General features: G+C 65.4%; 18 protein-coding genes and 1 pseudogene. 10 read left to right on the top strand and 9 right to left on the bottom strand.

What is annotated here, in order from left to right; translation table 11 throughout:
* Positions 1 to 198 precede the first annotated feature (198 nt).
* On the bottom strand, positions 199 to 1,056 hold the full coding sequence (locus tag BTZ20_RS03270) for an alpha/beta fold hydrolase (protein ID WP_077040363.1): 858 nt from the start codon (positions 1,054 to 1,056) through the stop codon (positions 199 to 201).
* A 96-nt stretch (positions 1,057 to 1,152) separates the two neighbouring features.
* Between BTZ20_RS03270 and BTZ20_RS03265 the strand changes: the two genes are divergently transcribed.
* From BTZ20_RS03265 to BTZ20_RS03255, 3 genes are all read left to right on the top strand, one after another.
* Positions 1,153 to 1,758 carry a TetR/AcrR family transcriptional regulator gene (locus BTZ20_RS03265; RefSeq protein ID WP_077040362.1) on the top strand — a complete coding sequence of 202 codons (606 nt, stop codon included), beginning with the start codon at positions 1,153 to 1,155 and terminating at the stop codon, positions 1,756 to 1,758.
* Positions 1,759 to 2,035: 277 nt separating this feature from the next.
* Complete coding sequence (locus BTZ20_RS03260) at positions 2,036 to 2,557, top strand: hypothetical protein (RefSeq protein WP_077040361.1); 522 nt, start codon at positions 2,036 to 2,038, stop codon at positions 2,555 to 2,557.
* 257 nt (positions 2,558 to 2,814) lie between these two features.
* On the top strand, positions 2,815 to 3,270 hold the full coding sequence (locus BTZ20_RS03255) for an AAA family ATPase (protein ID WP_317616073.1): 456 nt from the start codon (positions 2,815 to 2,817) through the stop codon (positions 3,268 to 3,270).
* A 734-nt stretch (positions 3,271 to 4,004) separates the two neighbouring features.
* Here the strand turns inward: BTZ20_RS03255 and BTZ20_RS03245 are convergent.
* The 4 genes from BTZ20_RS03245 to BTZ20_RS03230 are packed head-to-tail and all read right to left on the bottom strand — an operon-like array spanning position 4,005 to position 7,864.
* A complete protein-coding gene (locus tag BTZ20_RS03245; protein ID WP_077040359.1) occupies positions 4,005 to 4,586 on the bottom strand; it encodes a GTP-binding protein in 582 nt (193 codons plus the stop codon).
* 6 nt (positions 4,587 to 4,592) lie between these two features.
* Complete coding sequence (locus BTZ20_RS03240; protein WP_077040358.1) at positions 4,593 to 4,982, bottom strand: DUF742 domain-containing protein; 390 nt, start codon at positions 4,980 to 4,982, stop codon at positions 4,593 to 4,595.
* A 6-nt stretch (positions 4,983 to 4,988) separates the two neighbouring features.
* The gene (locus tag BTZ20_RS03235) at positions 4,989 to 5,402 is read right to left on the bottom strand and encodes a roadblock/LC7 domain-containing protein (RefSeq protein ID WP_077040357.1); all 414 of its coding nucleotides are present in this window, start codon (positions 5,400 to 5,402) and stop codon (positions 4,989 to 4,991) included.
* A gap of 2 nt (positions 5,403 to 5,404) precedes the next feature.
* Complete coding sequence (locus BTZ20_RS03230) at positions 5,405 to 7,864, bottom strand: nitrate- and nitrite sensing domain-containing protein (protein WP_077040356.1); 2,460 nt, start codon at positions 7,862 to 7,864, stop codon at positions 5,405 to 5,407.
* A gap of 486 nt (positions 7,865 to 8,350) precedes the next feature.
* On the opposite strand from BTZ20_RS03230, the gene BTZ20_RS26505 reads away from it, so the two are divergent.
* The 4 genes from BTZ20_RS26505 to BTZ20_RS03215 all read left to right on the top strand — a co-directional run bounded on the left by BTZ20_RS26505 (position 8,351) and on the right by BTZ20_RS03215 (position 11,303).
* On the top strand, positions 8,351 to 8,650 hold the full coding sequence (locus tag BTZ20_RS26505) for a hypothetical protein (RefSeq protein ID WP_145982182.1): 300 nt from the start codon (positions 8,351 to 8,353) through the stop codon (positions 8,648 to 8,650).
* A gap of 199 nt (positions 8,651 to 8,849) precedes the next feature.
* Positions 8,850 to 9,407: a hypothetical protein gene (locus BTZ20_RS03225; protein WP_077040355.1), complete on the top strand. Its 558-nt coding sequence runs from the start codon at positions 8,850 to 8,852 to the stop codon at positions 9,405 to 9,407.
* Positions 9,408 to 10,129: 722 nt separating this feature from the next.
* Positions 10,130 to 10,411, top strand: a complete 282-nt coding sequence (locus BTZ20_RS27610; RefSeq protein WP_223263603.1) for a hypothetical protein — start codon at positions 10,130 to 10,132, stop codon at positions 10,409 to 10,411.
* A gap of 220 nt (positions 10,412 to 10,631) precedes the next feature.
* On the top strand, positions 10,632 to 11,303 hold the full coding sequence (locus BTZ20_RS03215) for an SRPBCC family protein (RefSeq protein ID WP_077040354.1): 672 nt from the start codon (positions 10,632 to 10,634) through the stop codon (positions 11,301 to 11,303).
* Positions 11,304 to 11,358: 55 nt separating this feature from the next.
* On the opposite strand, the gene BTZ20_RS03210 is transcribed toward BTZ20_RS03215, so the two are convergent.
* Positions 11,359 to 11,877 (bottom strand): hypothetical protein, encoded by a 519-nt coding sequence (locus tag BTZ20_RS03210; RefSeq protein ID WP_083742488.1) that lies wholly within the window; start codon positions 11,875 to 11,877, stop codon positions 11,359 to 11,361.
* A gap of 143 nt (positions 11,878 to 12,020) precedes the next feature.
* Here BTZ20_RS03210 and BTZ20_RS03205 point away from each other — a divergent pair, with 143 nt between their 5' ends.
* The 3 genes from BTZ20_RS03205 to BTZ20_RS03195 all read left to right on the top strand — a co-directional run bounded on the left by BTZ20_RS03205 (position 12,021) and on the right by BTZ20_RS03195 (position 15,711).
* Positions 12,021 to 12,680, top strand: coding sequence for a hypothetical protein (locus tag BTZ20_RS03205; protein ID WP_223263602.1), 660 nt, complete (start codon positions 12,021 to 12,023; stop codon positions 12,678 to 12,680).
* Positions 12,681 to 12,742: 62 nt separating this feature from the next.
* On the top strand, positions 12,743 to 13,408 hold the full coding sequence (locus tag BTZ20_RS03200) for a DUF6891 domain-containing protein (protein WP_077040353.1): 666 nt from the start codon (positions 12,743 to 12,745) through the stop codon (positions 13,406 to 13,408).
* A 134-nt stretch (positions 13,409 to 13,542) separates the two neighbouring features.
* Entirely contained in the window at positions 13,543 to 15,711 is a 2,169-nt protein-coding gene (locus tag BTZ20_RS03195) for a hypothetical protein (RefSeq protein ID WP_145982181.1), read from the top strand.
* Positions 15,712 to 15,731: 20 nt separating this feature from the next.
* Here BTZ20_RS03195 and BTZ20_RS03190 read toward each other — a convergent pair whose 3' ends face one another.
* From BTZ20_RS03190 to trpB, 3 genes and pseudogenes are all read right to left on the bottom strand, one after another.
* Positions 15,732 to 16,487 carry a GntR family transcriptional regulator gene (locus tag BTZ20_RS03190; RefSeq protein WP_083742487.1) on the bottom strand — a complete coding sequence of 252 codons (756 nt, stop codon included), beginning with the start codon at positions 16,485 to 16,487 and terminating at the stop codon, positions 15,732 to 15,734.
* Positions 16,484 to 17,263, bottom strand: a complete 780-nt coding sequence (trpA, locus tag BTZ20_RS03185) for a tryptophan synthase subunit alpha (RefSeq protein ID WP_223263601.1) — start codon at positions 17,261 to 17,263, stop codon at positions 16,484 to 16,486. Before trpA ends, BTZ20_RS03190 begins: the two co-directional genes overlap by 4 nt.
* Positions 17,250 to 18,418: pseudogene (gene trpB, locus BTZ20_RS03180) on the bottom strand (tryptophan synthase subunit beta). Before trpB ends, trpA begins: the two are co-directional and overlap by 14 nt.
* Between the last annotated feature and the right edge of the window lie 72 nt (positions 18,419 to 18,490).

Here is an 18,490-nt window from a genome sequence, read left to right as displayed (position 1 = left end):
CTCCTGGCGCTGGAACACCACCTACCACTGGGACGTCGCGGTAGGGGCCTTCCAAGGCCCCTACCGGCAGGTCAAGGCAGGCTACTGCGCGCCGAAGCGTGCGCGGTGGATCTCCTCGCCGGTCTTGCACTCCAGTCCAGGAAGCGTGGTTCTGGGGAGATGAGTTCTCGTGCGGGGTTGCTTCGTGCGCGGCGACGGCTACTCGCAGGTGAGCTCAGATGTGGAATTTCGCGGCCGGGCCCAGAATTGGCGGAGTGCGGCAGCTACCTGCGCCGGCTGCTCCAGGGCTGGAATCACGCGCGTGTCCGTGATCGTGACCTCTGTCGCACACGACATCTGCGCCACCACGGCGCGTGCCTGTTCGGGTGTCCATTCGCCTCGGTCGTCGGTAGTGACGAACAGGGTGGGGCACCGAAGCGCACGCGCTGCCCACAGTAGGTCGGTGCGATTCAGGATGGCCGACCGGATCGCGGTGATGGTCGCGCCGTTCCCCGACTTTGCGAGACACTCGTCGATCAACGCGACTGCCTCCAGATCATCCTTTCGGGTGGCGTCGGTCAAAATGGTCGACATAATCGCCGATCGGACCGGGCCGTGCGGGCCGAAAGCGCGGTAGAGCGGTAGCAACAGGCCTACCTTCAGCCGCAACGCAAAGCCGATGGGAAATGTCGGCGCACTGATCGCGACAAGGCTGCGGATCATGTCGGGATGGACTGCTGCGAGTTCCATGCCAACATGCCCGCCCCAGGCGTTGCCGAGCCAGTCGATCGGTTGTCCGCCCAGTTCGACGGCGAGCGCCGTAATGACTTGTGCCGCCGCACGCGCACAGGCACTGATGTCCACTGGCTCGCTGAGCGCATCACTCGCGCCACATGATGGAGCATCGATCAAGAAGAAGCGTCGACCAGGTAGGTGAGGCACCAGGCGGGACCAACTCGACGAGTCGACGAACATGCTGTGCCAGGCCACGACCGGACACCCCTCGCCCACGATGTGTACCGCGAGATTGCCGAGGTCGGTGGGGATTAGTGCGGTCTTCCACTCATCGGTTGTCATGGATTGATGCCTCCCGGGAATTCTGCATTACTCAGAGTAAACTGAAATTAGATTTCAACGTACCTTACGTAAGGTGAATACCGGTAGGCTGTCAGTGTGGTGCGTGAGTACAGGTCGAAACTTCGGGAGCAGCTCGCCCTGGCCAACCGTGAAGCCGTGGTGGTGGTGGCAACGGAGATGTTCACGGCCCGCGGATGGGTGGCCACGACAATGGCCGACGTCGCCGACGCCGCTCACCTAACCAGGCAAACGGTCTACCAGCAGTTCAATGGAAAACTCGCGCTCCTCGACGCCTGTATTGCACACGCCCTCGCTGGTGGAGACGGTTTGCGCGTGCGTGATCAACCGACGTTTCAGGCGATGGGTATCGGCGACCAGGCGACTCGCATTCGCGCCGGCGGGCACTGGTTGCGAGGTGCGCACGAGCGATCGGCGGCCATCCAGTATGTCCTCGATCAAGCGGCGGTGACCGACGGCGACGCGGCAGCCCGATTGGCCGAGAGGGAATCGGCCCGTTGGAACGAGGTCGCACATGCGTCGACCCTGATTGTTGGGCATCGACCGCATGATGACGTCATCGATGCAATGTGGGTACTGGCCAATCGTCGGTGGTGGTTGTTGCTGGTCGGCGAACGAGGCTGGAATGGCGATCGCTGGGAGCGATGGTTCGAGGACGCCGCCACCGCCACCTTCACGATGTGAAGCTCGGTCGGTCGGATCAAGCACGCCCGGCACCATGCTCGCTGACGCTGTGGCTGGCACCCCCCGGATGAGCGGACCAGAGGTCCGCGGCCGGCGAGGGCGCCGCCGCGAGTAAAGAGATCCGCCACGCCCGACCGCAAACGACCGTTACCTGGGGGCCATGATCGTCTGCGGCCGGGCGATGCATCGTCCTGGAATTCGGCAGAGCAGCTGGCGCTCGCGGCCTACGCTGGTACTACAGCAGGGTCGGGGCGGATCCCACGTTGGAGGGCACGCCATGCGCCGTACAGCGAGTGATCGCCTACTCATCGCCGGAACCATTGCGTCGGCGACCACACTGATGCCGTTCCTCGGCTCCACGGCCGCGGCGACGGCGAACCCGCCGCCCGGCCCAGCGGCTTCGACCACGGCGTTCCAGATCCCGGTCACGTTCCTCTCCGGTTGCGGGGTCGGGTTCCGGTGCTACTTGCCGCCGCTGGTGCCCCTGACCCCCACTGCGACGACGGGAGCACCGGGCGAGGTGACCTTTCAGCTTGCCCGTCCAACCACGTACCAGATCGACTCGTACGACTGCATTGGCGTGACCGTGAACTGGCGAAACCTGACAACCGGCGACACTGGCACCACCCAGGTCCGACGCGTCCCGATCGACTACAGCCGCACAACGCCGCAGGACTTTTGCGCGTACACCCCTTCGACAGTGGACACCGGCAGCGGCGTTGTCACCGCGACCGCCGACGCGCGGACCCCCGATCACCGCCCCGTCAGCCCGGGCGTCGTGGTCCTACAAGTCCCGTAGACCGGCGTTTTCAATGGACCTCATCCAGACATGAGGCCCAGCACGACCCGTCATGGGTGAACACGCCTCCATCCATCCATCGATCCACGAACTGCCACGAACGAGATCGCGAACTCGCAAGAGCGGTGGCCTTGTTCGTTTCGTTGCACGGATCGGTCCGCTGGTCACGGCTGGTCCAGTCGTTCTCTCCGAATCAGGTGAGACTGTTACGAGGTCAGCGCCGACACGAGTCGGCCGTGCTCGCTAGGCTCGGCGCAATGCTCATATGGATCAACGGCGCGTTCGGTGCAGGAAAGACTCAGACTGCGTTCGAGTTGAATCGACGTGTCTCTCGCTCTCACGTCGCCGATCCTGAACTCATCGGATTCGCAATCCACAAGATGCTTCCGGCCTCCGCGCGACGCGACTTTCAGGACCGACCCCAGTGGCGATCAGCTGTAGTCGCGACGCTCGCCGACGCGGTGGCTGCCCACCACGGTCCAGTGATCGTCCCGATGACGCTGGTCAACCCGGACTATTTCGACGAGATCATGGAGGGTCTGTCCACCGAAGGGGTTGACGTCAGGCACTTCTCCCTCGTCGCGTCACCAGACACCCTCCGACGTCGACTGCAAACCCGCACCGGTTACTGGCTGGGTCGCGCTGCGGGAAGCGATGAAACCTGGGCTATGCAACAGATCAGCCGGTGCGTGACCGCGCTAGCCACGGAATGATTCACTGAACATGTCGATACCGACGATCGCGCCGTCGACGACGTAGTGGAGCACATTGCGGCACGCACGGACTTACGCCTGGCACACGACCGCCTGGACCCCGTCCGCTATCAGCTCCGGCGGGCCGCAGTCGGCATCCGTCATATCAGAACGTGAGTGGCGATCGGTCAACAGGACAGAGTCGCAGCTGATCTACGAAGTATCGAATACGGGCCGTGACCAGGCATCGCGAACTGCACCTGACTGGCTCGATCCAGCCATGACTGACCACGACGACTTCGACCCACTGCTGAACTCGATCCCCGAACCGCACCTCGAGCAGTAGGAGGTCAACACCGCGGTTGACTCACCTCGGAACCGCCGATGCGATCGACGATGATGATGGCTACCAGTTGGACGACGAGTTACCAGGTCGCGACGTGTAGCGGCCGGCCTTGCGTCCCACGCGAGCACGACGTCCGGCCGCAAAGATACCCAGCAGCAGAATCCCTGCGAACAGCATCACCCCGCCTACATACGCGACAGCGATCATCTGATTCGACACAGCTGGTCAACCTATCGCCGATTGCTGTCCCACGGATCACCGCCCCACTCGTCATCGACGACGTCCAGCCAGGGATCGGGACTTATCCGGCGGCAGCGGCGCCTCGTCATCAGCCCGCGCGCTCACCGCGGGCCCGGACACCAACTGCGACGGCCGCCCCAGCGCCAAGGCACTGGCGACGGCCGGTTGCTCAGGCCACCGAGGTGCTGAGCTGGGCGATGAGGTGTTCGACGAGCGTTATCAGTACAGACTTGCACGAATCGCGATCGCGAGCGTCGCAAAGCACGACGGGGGTATTGGCGTCGAGGTCGAGTGCCTCGCGAACCTCGTCAGTTGTGTAGGCCTGGGAGCTGTCGAAGCAGTTCACCGCGACCGTGAACGAGACTCCGCGCCGTTCGAAGAAGTCGATGGCGGCGAACGAGTTCTCCAACCGACGGGTGTCTGCGAGAACGACGGCGCCGAGGGCCCCGCGCACCAGTTCGTCCCAAAGGAACCAAAATCGGTCCTGTCCAGGCGTGCCGAACAGGTACAGAACCAGGCTTTCATCGAGGGTGATACGACCGAAGTCCAGGGCCACGGTGGTCGTGGTCTTACCCTCCACGCCCGACAAATCGTCGATGCCGGTGGATAGTTCGGTAATCGTTTCCTCGGTACGTAGTGGTGCGATCTCGCTGACGGAGGCCACCATCGTGGTCTTACCGACTCCGAAGCCGCCGGCTACGAGGATTTTGACCGAAGCAGCCAGGTCGGCTGAGGACGCATTGTCATGCATAGTTGTCTACAGCTTTCGGATTCCATCGAGCACTGCTTGCAAGATGTTCAGGTCGCCGATCCCGGCAATGTCGTTGTAGGAGTCGCTGCTGGCGGGAGCCCGGAAGTTCAGCATTCCCTCGGCGATGAGATCACCGACCAGGATTTTGGTAACCGCCAGAGGCAGATTCAGGTGCGCCGAGACCTCGGCCACCGACTGCGCAATAGAGCACAGCTGAACGATCTCCGCGTACTCCGTTTCGATGTGCTGCAGCCGCGGAGCGGGGGACACGGTCACCACGAGCGTGAGCATGTCGAGATCGTGTCCCGCGCCCATCGTGCGGCCCCGCGTGACGGCGTACGGGCGGACCAGGGGACCGGCCGCATCGTCGAACCACGATTGACCTTTACCTGTCACGGCAACCTACGCTCCCTGCTCGGCCACACCGTTACGGGGATGGGCGGACAGATAGCTACCGACACGCTGCACTGTCAGGTTCATTTCATACGCGACCATACCCAGATTCGCGGTGTCGATGGCCTGCAATGCGATACATGCGTTGCTTCCGGCCGCCGTCACGAACAGCACCGCATTCTCGAGTTCGATGACGGCCTGGCGAACGCCGCCGCCTTGAAAGCGCTGTCCCGCGCTGCGCGCTAGCCCGTACAGGGTGGCCGACATGGCGCCGAAGTGCTCGGCGTCCTCACGGCTCATGGAGGTGGATCGGCCCAGCAGCAGCCCATCGGTGGAAAGCACGACTGCGTAGCGCACCCCGGCAAGACGATTGACTAGATCGTCGAGAAGCCAGTTCAGATCACCTGTGTTAGTAGTCGTCACGTTCACCTTCCTTCACCTTCCATTTCGTCCCTGGTTGTATACCCCTGCGGGGGTTCCGAATGCCGAGCCTGCTGGGTACCGTACGCGATGGCGGACATCAGATCTCGCGCTTGCTCCGCCGATCGTGACGGCTGCTGCGCGTCCACCTCGAGTTGATGATCGTGCGCCAGCTCCGGTGCCAGACTGGCCTGCCGACGACGGCGAGGCAGGCTTGGGCGAACGCCACTGCCGTTGTCGGGCAACGGTTGCGGGGCAAGGGACTCCGGTTCGACGGCGGGGGTCGGCGGCTCGTGCCACGGCGTTGCCACAGAAGATTCCGTGTACTCGGCGTGCGGCGCGCTATCGATGCGCTCGACATTCGACCACGCCTGCGGCGGGGCCACCGACTGCACTGGCTGTTCGGCGGGAGGCGCTGGAGCCGGCGGCGCCAGTGTTGCGACACCCGCTGCAGCCGAGACAGATTCGGCGGAATCAAGTTCCGGCATCGCGCTGGCCATCCGCCTCTCGGGCCGATGTCCCGCGAACCGATCTGGCTGATGGCCAGCTATAGGTGTCTCATCGGCGGCGACCACCGAGTTCGGCACCAGCACGATGGCGCGAACGCCGCCGTACTCGGATTCGGTTAGCTGCACAGAGATTCCGTGCCGTCCACCCAGTTGTGAAACGATGAACAAGCCCAGGCGTGAAGTCGCCGAGAGCGTTTCGACTCCGAAATCCGGTGGATTGCGCAGCATCTCGTTGACGCGGTCGAGTTCTTCGACGGACATTCCCATGCCCTGATCCGTGATCTCGATCGCGACCCCCTTACCGACCACGTTGCCACTCACTTCGACGCGCGACTGCGGCGGGGAGAACGCCGTCGCGTTGTCGATCAGTTCGGCGAGCAGGTGGATGAGGTCGGCGACCACATTGCCGACGATGAACACCTGAGGCATGCGGCGGGTGTGCACCCGCGTGTAGTCGAGGCTCTCGCCGGTCGCGCTACGCACCAGATCGACCAGTGGCACCGGACTCCGCCACTGGCGGCCGGGCTCGCCGCCACCGAGGATGATGAGGTTCTCGGCGTTGCGGCGTTCGCGGGTCGCCAGGTGGTCGAGTCGGAAGAATGTCTCCAGCAGGGCGGGATCCTCTTGGCTTTGTTCGGCCTCGTCCAGGACCTCGAGTTGCCGGTGCACCACCAACTGGCTTCGGTGGGCGATGTTGAGGAACACCGCGCGCACGCCCTCGCGGGTGCGGGCCTCGGTGACCGCGGCGGAAACGGCCGCTGTGTGTGCGCGGTTGAAGGCCTGTGCCACCGATCCGATTTCGTCGTCACCGAAGTCCAGGTGCGCAGCCTTCGGGTCGACTTTCTCGCCCGCGCCCAGCTTGCGCATGGTTTCGGGCAGTTCGACCTCTGCCAGGTCCAGCGTTTCCTTCCGTAGGCGCGTGAGCCGCCCGATCAGTCGGTTGGCCAGCCACAGCGACAGCAGGAACGCCACGAGCGCAAGCGCGAGCACAGCGGCACCCGCCCACAGTGAGTTCGCCGCGGTGCGTTTGCCCTCGTCGGCAGCAATCTGGTTCGCATGGTCGTTCAGGCTTTTCCATGCGCCGATCACGCCTTCAGACAGCTGTTCCTGCGCGGTCCGCCACTCGGCGAAGGTCATTGGCGGTGACGGTACGACACCGTTCTTGTCCGACTTCGGCGGATTGATGAGGTAGTCCTCCATCGCGGCCACCTGCTGCCAGCTGGGAGAGGCCAGTGCTGCCTGGATCTTCTCAGCTGCTGGATCAGCGCCCAGGTCGGCGGCGAGCTGCGGCAGTGCGGTCCGGTAGAACCCGACCAGATTTCGATAATCGTTGCGCAATGGACTGCTGCTGAGCTGTCCCTGTAGTTCGGCAGCGGTGAGCGCGGCGGAACGTGACATTCCCTCCATCGCGTGCAGGACGCGCACGCCATTGATGAGTGCGACGCCGACCTGGGCGTTGGGCGCGTTGCCGGTGATGAGGTTGGTGCCGAGCGCAACTGCATCGAGAATGGTGTTGTAGAGGGCGTATGTGTCCTCGATCGGCATTCTTCCTGCATCGATCTGACCGCGAATCTGGGGCAGGCGAGCTAGCAAGGTGTCGAATCCGCCCGTGTCGGCACCCATGGTGCCCTGCGACGCGCTCTGCAGCCTTGCTGAGTAGGGGGCCAGCTCTGCGAACGCGGTGTCGAGCTTGTTCCGTGCTGCGGCGAGCGCGGCCGGATCGCTCTGTTCACCGGACAGGTGCCACAGCGACAGCATCCGTTCCTGTTCTACCCCGGCAACCACGTCGCGAGCGTGGCTCACGGCATCTCCGTTCGCTGCCGCCCATTGTTCGGACTGTCGGCCCTCACGTATCAGGTATCCCGCCGTGCCTACACCGATTCCGAGCAACGCCAGGCTTGGAACCAAGGCGATGGCCAGGATCCGGGCTCGGACACCGAGGCGCACTTTCAACATCGGGGGAATATAACTGGTCGAATTCCTACCGCGTGCGTCGGCCTCGCCGACCCCGAACTTTCTTGATTCGGCCGGGCCGCTTGGTGTTTAACCCTATTCTCGGTCGGGCCGACGTGGGTTGCAAGGCTAACGAATTTCTCTATTCGTGGTGCTTCTAGAGACGATGGCTCGTCGCCCCACCGGCGAGGCGACTGAGCCGAGGGGTAGCCCAAATCCGCCCCGGTCCTCGGCGGGGCCTCAACGCCCGTTACCCCACCATGCGGACAGGGCCAGGCCCCGGTGCCATCGTGCGGCTGCGGTCAGGATGCACAGAGGACGTCGTCAGCCTTGACGCCGGGACATCTGACTGAACCACGAGGACTCAGGGCTCGCGAAAGCGATCATTCCGTGTAGAGAAATCGACACCGGGACAACGAGATTCTCGATGCCACCGATGCGATCGAATCAGACACCAACCGGACGATCGATATATATGGTTTCCACGACGTGCTCGGCGTCGAAACAGCACTAGCGGAGAGGATCATCGTGAAGCGTTCAATCATCGTTGCGTTGGCCAGCGCAACCATCGCCCTCGGCACCGCAGCTTCGGCAACGGCCGCGCCCGTCGACCTCGGAAATCCGGCTGATGTCGCCGATTCCGGCAGCAGCAACTTCTTCCATGCAGCCCCTGGCCACAACTCCGGATCCACCGATCTCGCGAACAGTGTGGCCTTGGCTCCGTTTGAAGTGCTGTGCAGGCTGCTCACCGGCGAGCCGCTAGCAGCCTGTATTCCAGACAATTTGTGACCCCATCCTGGCTCCGCGCTGAGTCACGCGTGATCACCGACTGGTCGACCGATCCAATCCGCATGCAGCCCAGCACGAACCGGCATTGGTGAACGCCCTTCTCTCCACACCCCCGCTCGCCCCATCAGCATCCATCCACTCAGGCGTCGGTTTGCCGTATTCGCCGAGTCCATGTGGGCACTGCCGTACGGTTCGGCCGATGGGGATGCGGAGAGTATCGGCGGGACTAATTGCCGTTGCACTGCTGTCGGGTTGCGGTGCGACGGACGATGCTGCCACCGAGGAGTTCAGGGCTTCGACCGCGTCGGCATCGGCTTCGGCACTGACGAAGCCGACGTGCCTCGGGGAGAATCTCCTCGATATCGGCAACGGAGTCACTGTCCCCGAGCCCACCACCATCCCGGCTGACTTCGTCCCCACCTCCGCCATCACCTGTGAGGGCGACTGGGGCGCCGGCGTCACCGACCATGCGGTGTCCTGGGTCGAGGAACACCGACAGGGAAATCTGGACTCCGTGATGGCCGAGTTTGCGCTGCCGTCCGAGCAGGACGGCACGTGCTTCACAGATCAGCCCCTGCCGCCGGTCGTCTGGCTCGTCGACGACCGAGGCCTGGGCATGCGACCGGTGGTACCGACCGGGCGGTGCGGTGAGTTCAAGTGGGATGCGATCACCGCGATCGACGCCTTGCCGCTCAGAGAACGGATCGTGCACCAGGTTCCGGTGACCCCGGAGGTCGAGGCCAGGTTCGCGCAGTAGCCCGTGGCCTCGGCGACCTCGGCCTGGGCGACGAGTATGTCCGCGAGACAAGGGCGGCGCGGGGCACGGCTGGCCGTCGATTCCTGGCTACTGGGATCCAGCCCTTGTAGCGCGTGCGATCATGGTGATGTGAGTGCTGGGGCTACTGCCGCGGCCTGGGCTGAGCAGCAGATCGCTTCTGTGCGCGACGATCCGGCAGGACGGATCGCGCTTATGCAGCGCTGCTACTACGGCCCGTACGGCAAGGCCCCGCGGCATCTCCCGTTCCAACGGGCGGCGATGTCGTTCATGCGATGGCAGCTCCGGCGAGGATTGCTCCAACCACTGTCCAGCGACCGCCCTGGTAGTCCATGGTGGCGTGCAGTGAACGAGCGCATCCTTCGTGACGGATGTGAGGCGGTGGCCCTGAGCGGGGACTTTCCCGGGCCGACCTCCTCGCAGACGGTTGACTTCTGGATGTCCTTCGCTGACTACCCGACAGCTCGGGCCTGGTATCGGGCGCACAACGGGAGCGTGGTCGCTGCCTACCTCGAGCACCGAGACCAGGCGGGGGCCGAGAACGAGGCCGAGCGCTTCTTCATGAACGTCGTGCTCTGCCGTGTGCTGTACAGCCACGCCCTCGTCGCGGCCCGCGAATCTCGCTTGGATGGCTACGCCCACTCGCCCCGTTCCTGGGTGACCCGAGACTGGGCATGGCCGGGATTTTCCTACAGCTGTCTCGCGTGCTTCCGGACGAGTACCCACTCGGCGAGGGGGCACGGTCCTACCTCGATGCCGAGCTCGGATTCGGCCGACTCCTGGACTATGGGGTGATCATCCCCAGGGTGCAGCAGCTCTATGAGTGGTCATCTCACGAGCTCGCAGCGCCGGGCCTGCTGGACTGCATCCGGGATGGAGCCCCGACCTACGCATGGCCATTCGAGGACCGCGACGTCTGGCAGCCCCCGAAGTCGTTCATCGTCCAGATGGCGCAACGGGCGCTCCGACCAGAACGCCGTGGCTGAGCGGCCCCCGCATCGGCGCTGGGCGCAGACGCTCATTGGAGGTGCCTCGGCCCCATTCTCGAGCGCCGGATCGGTCCAGCAGATGTGGGTCCAGACCGAATATCCCACTCGCGCAGCAGAACCCAACTGATCCCAAACGAGGTCGCTTGAAGGCGCGGGCGGCGTATCATTCGCCCGGTTGCCGAAGGCGACAACGGTATCGACGGGTGAGGAAACACGAATGGTCGAACGTCCAGAGCAGCCCTGTGGCCGGCGAGCCGAGACCTCGGCACCCAAGCTTCTCGCGGCCTGCGTGCTGACTACCGGCATCGCGCTGTCCGGTACCGGAATTGCCGGGGCCGAGCCTGTTTCGGGTTCCTCCTCCGGACTGGACGCGGAATGGGACGCCTCGTGGGCGGCCTATCAGTTCGAGGAGAGCCAGGCCGGTTCGGCACTGGCGACCGTGAACGTCGTACTGCCGGTCACCATCGATGCGCCCATCGATCGGGTGTTCCCGGCGTATTCGAACTTCTCCAACAGCTTCGGACGGCACCCGTTCCTGCGCGGCGTGCTCGACCGCCGCAGTTATACCGAGGGTGGAGCCGACGTCTGGGAGTTCATCGCCCTCGAGGACATCCCGGCAGGTCCGGTGTCGATCCCGGGACGCACCGTCGGGCAGCAGCGGGTGTACGCCGCCGACCACTGGTACAGCACCGATACCTGGGATATGCCCGGCGTGATCACCCATCAGAAGGTCACCTTCGCCGAGGCCGGCGACGCGACCACGGTCACCGAGCACCTGACGTTCTCGGCGCCGGCGGCGCTGATCGACTACACCGTGCAGAACGGCGTGTCCTCGCACATCGCGAACCAGCAGGCCCTGCAGCATGACATCGAAAACGGCACGCTCTAGACGCTGATCGCGACAGTCGAAAGCCACCCGCGCGGCCGGTGGACGAATTTACGAGCTAGGTGTCATATTCTCCGTCGTCCCACGGGGCGTAGAAGGCCATATAGTCGCCCGGTTCGACCGTGACATTCCAGTACCACTCATGGTCGTCCTCCGAATCCGGTCCGTTGAGGATCAAGCCGAACTCGTGCCCGTGCGCCATGACCGAGAACGGGGCGACGGTGATGTCACAAAACACGACGGGTTGAATCTCCGAGAGCAGGCGCTCGACGGCATTCTCCTGCTCCTCGAAGTGCGCGACGTTGCCCGGAAGCGCACCATCCCCGGGTCGGGTTCCCAGCGGAACGATCGTCGAATCCACAAGCACCCCAACCGCATCGAACAGGTATCTGGCTGCGAACTCCGCCCCGGACGCGTCATCGATCGCCCAAGCAAACGGGGTCGTGACAAAGAACTGGCGGCCGTCAGCAGTCGTCCCGACAAACGCCGCGTGGTAGTCGTCATGTGCTATCGCTACGAGCCGGGGAGCCAACTGCCCATCAGCATCGCGCTCACCAGCATCGAGATGATCAGTCACCCGAAAATGATAACGATCAATCAACAGCGGCTCGGCAGGAGTTCCGCTACGTGGCGTCGGCCGGGAATCCTGTCGCCACGAACCGCTACCCTCCTACCCACTTCGATCAACAGGATCAGATTCGCAGATGAAATGGAGCGGTGATGGGAATCCAGGCATCCAGCGAGAGCGGAACCCCCCGTGGTGAGGAAGCGATCCCCGCTCCGCTGCTTCGGGACTACCGCCACATCGGAGGCATCGAATCGATCGAGATCGACGGCACTCGATACTTTTTCGGGTATGACTTCAGCGAAGATCTGGTTCTGTCCCCACTCATCAACGACCACGAACTCATGTCGGTCTTCGCGGAGACACACATGGAGCAACGGGACGGCCTTCACGATCGCGAGTACTGGCGGGGTCTCGTTGATGAATCACTCGAATACTCAGCGTTGGCGGAGCAGGAATCTTGCTCCTTCGAGGCCGAGCAGCTGCGGTTGATCATCACCTCGCTGAGGAATACTGCAGAAACCGGGGCACCGGCGCCCGACTTCAACTACCCCTATCACCTCAGATTCCTGCTGGCCTCCGCCGGGCAATGGAAAGAGCGGTTCACCGCAACCACAGAGGGCATCAGGTCCATCAAGGGCACTGAGGGCGCTGCCGAAGGGACCACGCTCGAGCAGATCGCTCGGGACGTTCTCCGTGAGACTCGGAATGTGATGAATGCTGCTGGGGTAACTGGGCACAGGTCTTCAACGCACTCGCACAATGACATCACGCGGTACCGCTCCCCGACGTCGAAGCCACCTGTGGATCGATGAAAGCTAGCATCGTCGCTGCCGGGCGATTTGCCCGGTTCCGTTCGCAACCTGGAGGTGGCGCTGTGAGCGCGTTGTCGAACCCAAACACGTTCCCGCCCTACGCGACCCTGCCCGACCTGCCCCTCGACGAGGACGGCCGCGCTGAGCTGACCCGGCGGATCTGGGATCAGCTGATCACCGGCCGAGGCGACGCCGACGAATTCATCGACACCTACGGCGCGGACTACGACCTCACGGACGAGCAGCTTGGGGCGGCGTTCGCCGCGCTCCGCACCGCGCGGCTGCTCCAGCAGACGGAGATCGGCGCGTACACCTCCCGCACGGTCGCGGCGTTCGAGGAGCTCAATGCCAACGGCGTGGTCGCCCGCGCGGACTTCTCCTGCTGCGGCAGCTGCGCGTCCGGCGAGATCTGGGGCGAGGCCGACGACAGCCGCCACTGGAAGGGCTACGCCTACTTCCACCAGCAGGACACCAGCGGTCTCGTCGAGGACGGTGAAACCTACATCGGCTACGGCGCGTTCCCGCCCGAGGACTTCGACGAGGCCACCTACGACGCGCTCAGCGATGACACGAAGCAAGACCTCTACACGGCCGACGTGACGCGCCTGCTCGACGACGTGATGTTTCCCGTCTTCCGGAGGCACGGCATCGAGCCGGAATGGAACCGCGACCTTGGCACGCGGGTGCTACTCAAGAACGCCGACTGGTACACCCCGATCGAGGCGTAGCGCCCCGGCCGAGTGGGAGCAACCGCATCGCGACCTGAGGCGGCGGTTACGCCGACCCGACCCAGCCCGTCCTGGACGCAGCGAAGCTTGCAACGGCCTGCCCGAGATCGGGCTGTTCCCTGACAAGGAGACCCATGAACAGCGTGCACTGGCGCACCCACCTCGCCGAGGTCGACTGGCCGACACTGGAACACGCGTACGGCGATGCGAGCGATGTGCCCGGCTGGATCGAGGCGCTCGCCGGCGCGGAGACAGTCGAAGAGTCGCTGCACGAGCTGTGGGCGGCGGTATTGCATCAGGGCACCCTCTATGACTCGACCGCTCCGGCGATGACGTCGATCGCGGCGGTGCTCGGCGCACGGCAGACCGTTGATGCGGAGAGCACGGCGTGGTTGCTGCTGATGTTCGACGACGTGGTGCGCGCCTATGAACAGGTCGAGGTGGACGACGTCGAGACGGCCACCCTCGTCCGGTCGGCCCGAGACTCGTTGATCGGGATCGCGGCGCTCGTGCGACCACTGATCGTCGACGACGGCGCGGAGGCCGCGGCCGCGGCGTTGCTGCAGGCCGCGGCACGCACGGCCGATTCCGCTGCCGTCGAGATGCTCGCAGCGCGGGCGAGCGCACGCCCGGCGGGGCAGGTCGAGCAGGCATGTGTCGCCGCGCTCACGACGCTCGGTGTCGATGTCTCGGCCGCTCTCGCTGACGGGGATCCTGGCCTGGTCATGGCGGCGACGCTTGCGCGGATCGCAGCCGGGGGCACCGAGACCACCGATCTCGACGCGCTCGTAGCGGGATGGGAGCTCGCCGTCGAGGTTGCGCCGCGCATCGCGTTCGGTGTCGGCAACCTCCCGGAGTGGTTGAGCGAGGTCAACCCGGAGGCATCGGCTGTCGTACTCGCTGCGCTGCCGACGCCGGACGAGGCGACGATCGCAGGGCTCGTCGATGTCGTCATCGGTTCCCGGAGCAACGCTCCGGCGGCGGTCCGTCGCTTGCTCGCACTCGCGGCGCTGCCTGAAGCCACGCCGGAGGCGATGATCGCTGCGCTCCGGCAGTGCCCACCGACACCCGAGGTCTGCGACCTGCTCGTCGCCCTCGCCGAGCGGGTCACTACCGGCGGCACCTCCGCCATCGGGTCGAGCACCTTCGACACGGATGCTCGGGCAGATTCCGCGCTCGCTCTGCTGCGGGCCGGCGACGGACGGTGGGCTCGCCCGATGGCTCAGGCCCTGCTCACGAACCCCGCCGCACGCGGCCTCATGGTTGCCACCTCCGCGTCGGGACGTTCCGCGCTCGGCTACGCGCTCGTGCGCGAGCACGCACCGTCCGCCACCATGCTCATCGTCGGCATCCGGCAGGCGCTGCGGCAGAAGCCGCCTGCCGATCCGTCCCGCGACGGCGCCGGACACCTCATCGATTTGCTCGGCTCCTGGCCCGAGGCGACCGCCGACGCGCTGCCCGAGGTGCGGGAGCTGCTCGCGGTCGCGCCGAAGCAGTCCGCCAACGCGCTCGCGACGTGGAACGACACCGCCAGCACCGACCGCGTCCGCGAGGCGAGCGTTTCCGGCGACGCGACCGTGCTGCTCGCTCTCGCACGCTTGACGAAGGACCCGGAAGACTTCCATCGCGTCCTCGACGCAGACCTCGAACACAAGGAGTCCGCGGTACTCGCGCACTGGGCTGACCGCACCGACCCGCGGTTCCTCGACTGGTGCCGCAGCCTCGTCGGCACGGAAGCCGCGACGAGCGACTACCAGCGAGATGACCAGCTCGCCTCACTACGCATTCTCGCCGCCTTCGACGCGGGCGAGGCCGCAACCGGCTGGCCTGTGCTTCGCAGCATCATCGACGCCGGTCGCGGCCCGATCGAAGAAGCCATCGGTCTGGCGCTCGAGTGGCGCGCCCAGCAGTTGCTACCGCCCCAGGCGCACACCGACTTCGAGGCGCTGCTCGCCGACCTCGTCGTCATCGACCGCAAGAGCTTCAACGGCCCGTTCGTCAAGGCCAGCGCCGCCGCCGCGGTCACCCTCCTCGACCTCGGGCTGCCCCTGCCCGGCACTCCCGCTCGAATCGTGAAGGTCGTCGCGGGTGCCGTGACCGACCAGTGGGCGCGCGATGTTGGCCTCCGGCTCGCCGAACGGTTGGCGGCAGCACCGGCAACGGTCCGCCGCGCGGTGGCGAAGAAGCTCCGTTCCCTCGTGGACCGCGACGAGCGCTTCGACTCCAGCGGCGACATCGCTGTCGAGGATGAACGCACCGTTGCCCGCCTGCGCCCGATCCTGCACGACCTGGAGATCGACTGAACCCCGCCGTACCCACGTCGTCAGGTGCGCCGGTCGTTGATCCGATAGGTGACGCGAAGCTGCTGGGGCCCGCGGTCGATGTGGATCTCTGCGATGTCGGACGGGATCAGGGCGGTGTCGTGAAGGACCGGGGTGCCGTCCTCGGTGACGTTCGTCCGGCGACTGAGCATCGCCGGGCTCTGCTCCGGGCGCGCCAGCAGTTCGGCTTCGGCAGCACCGAGCGCGGTGACGGTGATCGACTCGTCGGCCGAGGCGACCGGGTAACCGTGTTGTGCGAGAACCTGATACAGCGACGCGTCGACCAGCTCATCCGGGGCGATGCCCATTTCCCGCGGGATGTAGGAGTACTGGAGCACGGAGGGATGCGTGTCGATCACGCGGTGGCGCGTGACCACGAGCGCCTGCTCTGCGGGCCCGAGGTGCAGGGAACGGGCGACCTCGGGCGGCGGAATCTCCCATGTGGAGCCGAGAATGTGCGTCTCGACGTTGGCGCCCTGTGCCCTGAGATCGTCTGCGAATCCCGATAGGTGGAGCAGGTTGTAGGTGTACCGCTTGTTCGCCGGGAAGGTGCCCGCTCCCGGACGCGTTTCGATCAGCCCGTCGTTCTCCAGCAGTTGCAGCGCCTGCCGGAGGGTCATGATCGTGACACCGTAGGACGCCGCGAGTTCACGCTGCGCGGGCAAGGCATCGTCGGACTGCCATTCGCCGGTGTCAATCCTGGCCCGCAGGTCGTCGTAGATCGCCAGGTACTTGGGCAGTCGAGATTGCCTGGTCACGGAATTGCTGCCTCGTCGAGTCGTTGGCGGAAGTCTTGGACGGTTCCCATGATCGACGCCGCGCTCGCACCGTCGAGCACCGGGTCCATCAGCGCCGAGGCGACGACCACGCCGTCGGAGTGCCGAGCGGCTCGTGCCGCGCGCTCGGGTGAGTCGATTCCGAACCCGATCACAACCGGCAGACCGTCCGCCGACCGGAGGCGTCGGGCGAACTCCCACCCGCCCTCGTCCGTGGTCCGGTGCGGCCCGGTCGGCGCCATCGCGCCCATCGAGTAGACGAATCCGCCACTGGCCCGGGCGATTTGCTGCGCCGTGTCAGCCGGAGTCGACGGGGCCGCCATGAGCACCGGGGCCACCCCCGCGGCGTGGGCCGCCGTGAGATAGTCCGCCGATTCCTCGAACGGCAGATCCGCGACAATGGACCCACTGATGCCGGCGGCAGCGATCGCATCCAGGTAGTTCGGGACGCCGCGCGAGACCAGGTGGTTGCTGTAGGTCATGGCGATCAGCGGCACGGACACGCCCGGGAGTTCGTCCAGGATTCGTTCCACCTGCGCACCCCGCTGCAGCGCGGCGAGGGAGGCGCGCTGGATGATTGCTCCGTCCAGCATCGGGTCCGAGAACGGGAGTCCGATCTCGACGGCGTCGGCACCCCCGTCGATCATGGCCTGCACGAGATCGGTCCAATCCTCGCGGATCCCGCCCATGACATAGCCGATCAGGCATGTGGAGCCGCTGTCGCGGACCTTGCGAAGCGTCGTCTCAAGCACGTTCACGGTCGAGTCTCCTGACTTGTTCGGCATCCTTGTCGCCGCGGCCGGACACCGTGACCAGGACGGTGGAGTCGGGGGCGAACTGTCGGTCGCTGGCGGCCTGCGCGACCCAGGCGAGCGCGTGCGCGGACTCCAGGGCCGGGAAGATTCCTTCGAGTCGCGCGAGCTGCCCGGCCGCGTCGAGGACCTGCTCGTCGGTGACGGTCACGTAGTCCGCGCGACCGAGCTCGGCGAGGTGGGCGTGCTCGGGCCCCAACCCCGGATAGTCGAGACCGGCAGCGACGGAATGCGCTTCGAGCACCTGGCCCGCATCGTCCTGCAGATACAACGACATCGAGCCGTGCAGCACACCCAGGGTGCCGTTGGTGGCGCCGGCGCCACCCGCACCCTCGACACCGACGAGTCGCGCCTGCGACGAGGCGAACCCGGCGAACGTTCCCGCCGCGTTGGATCCCCACCGACGCACGCAACGACGACGTCGGGGACTCCGCCGGCGAGCAGTTGCGCGCACTGCGCCGCCGCCTCGATCCCGATCACGGACTGGAACTCGCGAACGATCCACGGATAGGGGTGCGGCCCAAGCACCGAGCCCAGGCAGTAGTGGCTCTCGTCCGCCCGAGTGACCCAATGCCGAAAGGCCTCGCTGGTGGCATCCTTCAGCGTCCTTGCACCGGTTCGAACCGGAATCACCTGCGCGCCGAGCGTCTCCATCCGGTAGACGTTGAGCTCCTGCCGGGCCATGTCGACCTCGCCCATGTACACGGTGCACTTCATGCCGAGCAGTGCAGCGGCCGTTGCCGTGGCGACGCCGTGCTGACCGGCGCCGGTTTCCGCCATGAGTTCGCGTTTGCCCATCCTGCGGGCCAGGAGTGCTTGGCCCAGAGCATTGTTGAGCTTGTGACTGCCGGTGTGGTTGAGGTCCTCGCGCTTGAGCAGGACGCGGACACCGAGCGCCTCGGAGAGCCGTAGTGCCCGCGTGACGGGCGTCGGTCGCCCGCAGTACTCGGCCAGGAGTCGACTGAGTTCCGCCCGGAACTCCGGGTCAGCCCACGCATTGCGGAACCCTGCTTCGACCGCGCGGCATGCCGGCGCGAGCGCCTCGGGGACGTATCGCCCTCCGAATCGGCCGAACCTGCCGGACAACCCAGGGTCGCCCATTGGTGACATGGCCACGCCCCACCCCAATACGTTCTAGTGTTCTAGTGTTCTAGTGTTCTAGAACAATAACAT

It is taken from the genome of Rhodococcus sp. MTM3W5.2, from assembly GCF_001984015.1.
Taxonomy (GTDB): Bacteria; Actinomycetota; Actinomycetes; order Mycobacteriales; family Mycobacteriaceae; genus Rhodococcus_G; species Rhodococcus_G oryzae.
Note: the sequence above shows the minus strand (reverse complement) of the source record. Positions and strands in the feature narration are given on the sequence as shown.

What these genes read in the sequence shown, in the direction of transcription:
- BTZ20_RS03260 (WP_077040361.1), top strand. Translation starts at nt 2,036, where the DNA reads ATGCGCCGTACAGCGAGTGATCGCCTACTCATCGCCGGAACCATTGCG.
- BTZ20_RS03230 (WP_077040356.1), bottom strand. Translation starts at nt 7,864, where the DNA reads ATGTTGAAAGTGCGCCTCGGTGTCCGAGCCCGGATCCTGGCCATCGCC.
- BTZ20_RS03195 (WP_145982181.1), top strand. Translation starts at nt 13,543, where the DNA reads ATGAACAGCGTGCACTGGCGCACCCACCTCGCCGAGGTCGACTGGCCG.
- BTZ20_RS03205 (WP_223263602.1), top strand. Translation starts at nt 12,021, where the DNA reads ATGGGAATCCAGGCATCCAGCGAGAGCGGAACCCCCCGTGGTGAGGAA.
- BTZ20_RS03255 (WP_317616073.1), top strand. Translation starts at nt 2,815, where the DNA reads ATGCTCATATGGATCAACGGCGCGTTCGGTGCAGGAAAGACTCAGACT.
- BTZ20_RS03225 (WP_077040355.1), top strand. Translation starts at nt 8,850, where the DNA reads ATGGGGATGCGGAGAGTATCGGCGGGACTAATTGCCGTTGCACTGCTG.
- BTZ20_RS03245 (WP_077040359.1), bottom strand. Translation starts at nt 4,586, where the DNA reads ATGCATGACAATGCGTCCTCAGCCGACCTGGCTGCTTCGGTCAAAATC.
- BTZ20_RS03215 (WP_077040354.1), top strand. Translation starts at nt 10,632, where the DNA reads ATGGTCGAACGTCCAGAGCAGCCCTGTGGCCGGCGAGCCGAGACCTCG.
- BTZ20_RS03270 (WP_077040363.1), bottom strand. Translation starts at nt 1,056, where the DNA reads ATGACAACCGATGAGTGGAAGACCGCACTAATCCCCACCGACCTCGGC.